We start from the raw sequence: 6,367 nt of genomic DNA on the forward strand, positions 1-6,367 counted from the left end.
GAACTCTCGGGGGTAGGGCTTGGGCACAGCGACATCCTTCCAGCCCGCCCACAGGGCAAGCCATCTCAGATGTCACCTATCGGTGCAGCAGACCCTCCCGACCGTCCGGCGGAACAGGCGGGTGAGGTGCCGTTCGCTTACCGACGCGTGCGCCGCCATCGTGGCGAGCGTGTGCGGGGCGGCCGGGTCGGCGGCGACGGCGTCCAGGACCCGGCGCAGCGCGCTGCCGGGGGTGGCCGTGGTGTTGCCGCGGACGGTGAACTGGGACTGACCGCCGGGGCGGTGCAGGAAGACCACGAGGTACTTGGCGGTGGTGCGGGCGCGTTCCGGCCCGTGGTCGTCCTCGACCAGCGTCAACGTCAGGTCGATGCCCGCGGTCACGCCGGCCGAGGTGAACAGCGGCCCGTCCCGCACGTAGAGGGCGTCGGGCCGGACGCGGACCGCGGGGAACCGTGACGCGAGGTCGGCGCAGGCCGCCCAGTGGGTGGTGGCCCGGCGGCCGTCCAGCAGGCGCGCCGCCGCGAGCAGGAACGCGCCGGTGCAGATGGCCGCCGTACGGCGGGCGAGCCCGCTGACGCGGGGGAGTTCGGCGACGAGCGCCGGCGGGGGCTGCGCTGTGGCGAGGGAGAGGCCGGGCACCAGCAGCGTGTCGAACCGGTGCCGCACCTGGTGCAGGGCCAACTCGACGTCGAGGGGCACGCCCACGTCCGTGCGTACCGGGCGGCCGTCGACGGAAGCCAGCCGGACCCGGTAGCCGCCGCTGCCGTGCAACACCTGGACGGGCCCCGCCACGTCGAGCAGCACGACGCCGTCGTGCACCACCACGACCACCTCGCGGCCTCCGGGGATGTCCACATCGGAAGTCTGGTCACCCTCTTCCGGGGACCACAAGGACGGCCGCACCGCACATCCGGCCATCCGCGCCCCTGCCCACGGAACCGAGGGACCGTACGGCCGCCCTGCGCTCTTGCGCAGAGGCCTCCTGGACAGGTATATATTCAGGACCGTAAATAGTTAAGTTTCTTTAGAGTTGGAGGTGGGTGCGTTGCGAAGACGGTTCAGCAAGCTCCTCGTCGGCGGTGCGGTCGGTCTGCTGGCCGTGGCGACGGCGCTGATGGTGACCCCCGCCGCACATTCCTCCGTCGGACAGGACGAGGCGTGCCGGCCGGACGGGCTGTACCGGACGCCAGGCGTGGCGGTGCCGTACTGCACCGTCTACGACACCGAGGGCCGGGAGAAGCTGGGGGCCGACCACTCCCGGCGCATCATCGGCTACTTCACCAGCTGGCGCACCGGACGCAACGGCGCCCCGGCGTACCTGGCCAACCAGATCCCCTGGGACAAGGTCACCCACATCAACTACGCCTTCGCCCACGTCGACGCCGCCAACAAGATCTCGGTCGGCAACCCGAAGGCGGCGGACAACCCGGCCACCAACATGACCTGGCCGGGCGTCGCCGGCGCCGAGATGGATCCGCAGTACGCCTACACCGGGCACTTCAACCTGCTCAACAAGTACAAGAAGCAGAACCCGAACGTGCGTACGCTGATCAGCGTCGGCGGCTGGGCCGAGACCGGCGGCTACCTCGACGACAACGGCGACCGGGTCGACGCCGGCGGCTTCTACCGGATGACCACCACCGGCAGCAACACGATCAACACCGCCGGCATCGCCACGTTCGCCGACTCCGTGGTCGCCTTCCTGCGCACCTACGGCTTCGACGGCGTGGACATCGACTACGAGTACCCGACCTCCAACAACAAGGCCGGCAACCCGCTCGACTTCGCCCAGGCGGACGCCAAGCGGGCGGGGCTCAACGCCTCCTACCAGGTGCTGATGAGGACGCTGCGGGAGAAGCTCGACGCGGCCGCCGCCACGGACGGCAAGCACTACCTGCTCACGGTGGCCGCACCCGCCTCCGGATGGCTGCTGCGGGGGATGGAGTCCTCGCAGGCCCTCCAGTACCTGGACTACGTCAACATCATGTCGTACGACCTGCACGGGTCCTGGAACCACCATGTCGGCCCGAACGCCGCCCTCTTCGACAACGGCGACGACGCCGAACTCGCCGCCGGCGGCGTCTACGGCGCGTACGGCAACATCGGGTACCTGAACACCGACTGGGCCTACCACTACTTCCGGGGCGCGCTGCCAAGCGGGCGGGTCAACATCGGCGTCCCCTACTACACGCGCGGCTGGCAGGGTGTCACTGGCGGCACCAACGGGCTGTGGGGCCGCGCCGCACTGCCGGACCAGACCAAGTGCCCGCCGGGCACCGGCTCCTCGATCGGCTCCACCACCCCCTGTGGGAACGGCGCGGTCGGCATCGACAACCTCTGGCACGACCTGGACGGCGCCGGCGGGGAGGTGCCCGCCGGGGCGAACCCGATGTGGCACGCCAAGAACCTGGAACGCGGCATCACCCCGGACTACCTGTCCGCGTACGGCCTCACGCCGGCCACCGACCCGACCGACCGGATCAGCGGCAGCTACGCCCGCCACTACTCCGCCGCGCTGGTCGCGCCCTGGCTGTGGAACGCGCAGAAGGGCGTCTTCCTCTCCACCGAGGACGAGCAGTCCCTCGGCGCCAAGGCGGACTACGTGGTGGACAAGGGCATCGGCGGCGTGATGATCTGGGAACTCGCCGGTGACTACGCGTACGACCAGGCCAAGGGCCAGTACGGGATGGGCGAGACGCTCACCACCCTGCTCTACGACAAGTTCCGCACGGCGCCCGCGTACGGTGCCCGGCGGGCCGCCGTCACCCTGCCGGCCCGGACCATCGACGTGACCGCCACGGTCGGGGGCTTCGCTCTCGGCGACAGCAACTACCCGATCAACCCCGAACTGCGGCTCACCAACAACACCGCCAGTCCGATCCCGGCCGGGGCGCAGCTGGAGTTCGACTACCCGACCACCACACCGACCCTCACCCAGCAGTCCGGCTGGGCCCTGACCACCGTGTCCACCGGGCACACCGGCAGCAACGTGGGCGGGCTCAGGGGCGACTACAACCGGGTGCGGCTCACCGTACCGGCCGCCATCGCCCCGGGCGCGTACGCGGAGGTGGCCCTCAACTACCAGCTGCCGATCGCCGGGCCGGCCAACTTCACCCTCGCCTTCGGCGGGCAGACGTACTCGCTGGCCAGTGACCACGCCCGTGGGGCCGTGCCGGTCGACCCGACGCCCAGCCCGAGCACCCCGCCGGGCGGCGGGACCTGCGCCGCGCCGGCCTGGTCGGCGGGCACCGCCTACTCCGGCGGCGCGGTGGTGTCCCACGAGGGTCACCGGTGGACCGCCCGGTGGTGGACCCAGGGTGAAGAGCCGGGAGCCGACGCCCAGGGCGTCTGGACCGACAACGGTCCCTGCTGAGCCCCGATGGCGGGGCCGCCGGTGATCGGCGGCCCCGCCCGAACGACGGCCGCGTACCGGTGCAGACGGTGCGCGGCCGTGCCACGTCATCCCCCGGCGCCGCCCGGCGTCAGTCGGCCGTCTGCGCGGCGGCGGTGCCGGCCGGGGTGGTCGCGGTCTCGGCGAGCGCGGTGCGCAGGACGTCGTGCAGCGGCCCGTCGGGGTGGTCGATCCAGTGCTGGATGGCGACGCGCAGGGAGGCCAGGAAGGTCGCCGCCACGACCCGGGACCGCAGCGCCCGGTCGGGGCCGGTCAACCGCCGGGCGACGTCGTCGGCGAGATCGCGCTCGATGGCGGTGTAGGCCGCGATCTGGTGCGCGACGAGGCCCGGGTGCCCGCGTAGCTGACGGCGGTGCAGCAGCCAGGAGGGCGGGGCGTTGCCGTACGCCTCGACGGCGAGGCGTTCGGCGGCGGCGCTCAGCACGGCCCACGGCGGCGCGTCGGCCGGCTGCCGGCGGACCAGTTCCAGCAGCCGGCGCAGCCGTACGGCGTCGCCGTGGAAGACCGCCTCCTCCTTGCTGGAGAAGTAGTTGGAGAACGTCCGGCGGGAGACGTTCGCGGCGTCGGCGATGGCCTCCACGGTCACCCGGTCGAGCCCGTGTTCCGTGGCGAGGCGCAGGGCCGCCTCGTGCAGGGCGAGGCGGGTGGCCGCCTTCTTGCGCTCCCGCAGCCCGGTGGTCTCCGCCATGGGCGACAGCCTACGGGGCGGTGACTCAGTTCTCATCGCGCAAACTTGCACTGTGAGCAAGATCGGCAGATGCTTGTGTGCGGCAACCATCTGCGACAGGGGAGGCGGCGTGGAAACTGCTGGCCGCGAGCTCGGTGCGAGGCTCTCCGAGCTGATCCGGAGCGTACGGCTGATCAAACGGCACCGGGCCGACGTCCGGCCGACGGTGCCGGTCGGCCTCGCCGGCCTCCTCATGCAGATCGAGAAGCTGCCCGCCGACTGCCACGCCCGGGAGCTGGCTGCCCGCAGCGGGCTCGACCCGTCGACCGTCAGTCGCGCCGTCGCCTCGCTCGTCAGCCACGGCCTGGTCGAGCGGCGCGCCGACCCCGCCGACAAGCGGGCCAGCCTGCTGACCGTCACCCCGGCCGGGCGGGCCGCCCTGACCGACACCTACGACTGGTACGGCCGGATCCTCGACACCGCGCTCGCCGACTGGACCCCCGCGGAGGTGGCGGCGTTCGCCACCGCGCTCGGCCGGTTCACCCGCGACATCGAGACCGTCCTCGGACACCACGACAACCTGGAGGCCGCGCGATGAGCGCACCCACCACCACGGCCGGCGACGCGCCGATGACACACCGGCAGACGCTGGAGGCCCTCAGCGGCCTGTTGCTGGTGCTGTTCGTCGCCATGCTCAGCGGCACCGTCGTCTCGACGGCGCTGCCGAACATCATCGGCGCGTTGAACGGGTCGCAGACCCAGTACACCTGGGTGGTCACCGCCACCCTGCTCACCGCGACCGCGACCACCCCGATCTGGGGCAAGCTCGCCGACCTGTTCAACAAGAAGCTCCTGGTCCAGGTCGCCATCGTCGTCTTCCTGGTCGGCTCCGTGATCGCCGGCTTCGCCCAGACGGCCGGCCAGCTCATCGCCGCCCGCGCGTTCCAGGGCATCGGCGTCGGCGGCCTCCAGGCCCTCGTCCAGGTCGCCATCGCCGCGATGATCCCGCCCCGGGAGCGCGGCCGGTACAACGGCTACCTCGGTGGCGTGATGGCGGTGGCGACGGTCGGCGGCCCGCTGCTGGGCGGGCTCATCGTCGACACGTCCTGGCTCGGCTGGCGCTGGTGCTTCTTCGTCGGGGTCCCCGTCGCCGCCATCGCGCTGGTCCTCCTCCAGTTCACCCTGCGCCTGCCGACGGTCCGCCGCGAGAACGTCAAGATCGACTACTTGGGCGCGGCCCTGATCGCCGCCGGCGTCAGCGTGCTGCTCATCTGGATCTCCTTCGTCGACGACTCGTTCGCCTGGGCCTCCTGGCAGACCGCCGCCATGGTGGGCGGTGCGGTCGCGCTGCTCGCCCTGGCCGTCTGGGTGGAGTCCCGGGTGGACGAGCCGGTCGTTCCGCTCGATCTCGTCCGCCAGCGGACCACCGCCCTGGCCATCCTGGGCAGCCTGGCGGTCGGCATGGCGATGTTCGGCGGCGCCGTCTTCCTCGGCCAGTACTTCCAGATCGGCCGCGGCTACAGCCCGACCGAGGCCGGGCTGCTCACCATCCCGATGATGGCCGGCGTCCTCGGATCGTCGATCATCGCCGGCCGGCTGATCACGAAGACCGGGAAGATCAAGCCGTACATCGTGTTCGGCGCGATCGTGCTCGTCATCGGGTTCGCCCTGCTCGGCACCATCGACCACGAGACCTCGCTGGTGCTGGTCGGCGTGGCCATGTTCATCGTCGGCGTCGGGGTCGGCATGACGATGCAGAACCTCGTCCTCGCCGTGCAGAACACCGTCTCGCTCCGGGACATCGGCGCGGCCAGCTCGACCGTCGCGTTCTTCCGCTCGCTCGGCGGCACGATCGGCGTGTCGGTGCTCGGCGCGGTCCTCGCCCGACGGGTGACCGACCAGATCACCGCCGACCTCTCCGGCGCCGGCATCCCCGCCTCCGGCAGCGCGGGAGCGGGCAGCCTGAACCTCGACGCCATGCCCGGCGCGGTCCAGCAGATCGTCCGCGCGGCGTACGGGGACGCCACCGGCCACATCTTCCTCATCTCCGCCGCGATCGCCGTCGTCGGCATCATCGCCGCGGTCCTGTTGAAGCCGGTCGGCCTGCGCAGCAGCCTGGACCTGCCCGATCCCGCCAGGTCGACGGCCGTGGCCGCCGACGCCGTCGACGGTGCTCCGGCCTTCGACCAGGTCGCGGTGGACGCCGCCGGTCGGGAGGCGCCGGCGCGCCGCTGACGCGGAACCCACGACGGCGGGGCCGCCACCCGGCATCGGGGACGCGGCGGCGA

5 protein-coding genes are annotated in these 6,367 nt (G+C 72.0%); 3 read left to right on the forward strand and 2 right to left on the reverse strand.

The annotated features are described in order from the left end of the window. Nucleotides 1-72: 72 nt before the first annotated feature. Nucleotides 73-855: a DJ-1/PfpI family protein gene (locus AB0B83_RS29610; protein ID WP_357580928.1), complete on the reverse strand. Its 783-nt coding sequence runs from the start codon at nucleotides 853-855 to the stop codon at nucleotides 73-75. A gap of 181 nt (nucleotides 856-1,036) precedes the next feature. Between AB0B83_RS29610 and AB0B83_RS29615 the strand changes: the two genes are divergently transcribed. Next, nucleotides 1,037-3,373: a glycosyl hydrolase family 18 protein gene (locus AB0B83_RS29615; protein WP_357580929.1), complete on the forward strand. Its 2,337-nt coding sequence runs from the start codon at nucleotides 1,037-1,039 to the stop codon at nucleotides 3,371-3,373. A 109-nt stretch (nucleotides 3,374-3,482) separates the two neighbouring features. On the opposite strand, the gene AB0B83_RS29620 is transcribed toward AB0B83_RS29615, so the two are convergent. Further along, nucleotides 3,483-4,100, reverse strand: a complete 618-nt coding sequence (locus AB0B83_RS29620; protein ID WP_357580930.1) for a TetR family transcriptional regulator — start codon at nucleotides 4,098-4,100, stop codon at nucleotides 3,483-3,485. Nucleotides 4,101-4,209: 109 nt separating this feature from the next. On the opposite strand from AB0B83_RS29620, the gene AB0B83_RS29625 reads away from it, so the two are divergent. Both AB0B83_RS29625 and AB0B83_RS29630 read left to right on the forward strand, forming a co-directional pair. Further along, on the forward strand, nucleotides 4,210-4,677 hold the full coding sequence (locus AB0B83_RS29625; RefSeq protein ID WP_357580931.1) for a MarR family transcriptional regulator: 468 nt from the start codon (nucleotides 4,210-4,212) through the stop codon (nucleotides 4,675-4,677). Beyond that, complete coding sequence (locus AB0B83_RS29630; RefSeq protein WP_357580932.1) at nucleotides 4,674-6,314, forward strand: MDR family MFS transporter; 1,641 nt, start codon at nucleotides 4,674-4,676, stop codon at nucleotides 6,312-6,314. The genes AB0B83_RS29625 and AB0B83_RS29630 overlap by 4 nt, the downstream gene beginning before the upstream one ends. The last annotated feature ends 53 nt before the right edge of the window (nucleotides 6,315-6,367 follow it).

It is taken from the genome of Micromonospora sp. NPDC049060, from assembly GCF_040649055.1.
Lineage (GTDB): Bacteria > Actinomycetota > Actinomycetes > Mycobacteriales > Micromonosporaceae > Micromonospora > Micromonospora reichwaldensis.

Excerpts from the sequence above, each read along its gene's own strand:
- AB0B83_RS29620 (WP_357580930.1), bottom strand. The coding sequence starts at position 4,100 with ATGGCGGAGACCACCGGGCTGCGGGAGCGCAAGAAGGCGGCCACCCGC.
- AB0B83_RS29630 (WP_357580932.1), top strand. The coding sequence starts at position 4,674 with ATGAGCGCACCCACCACCACGGCCGGCGACGCGCCGATGACACACCGG.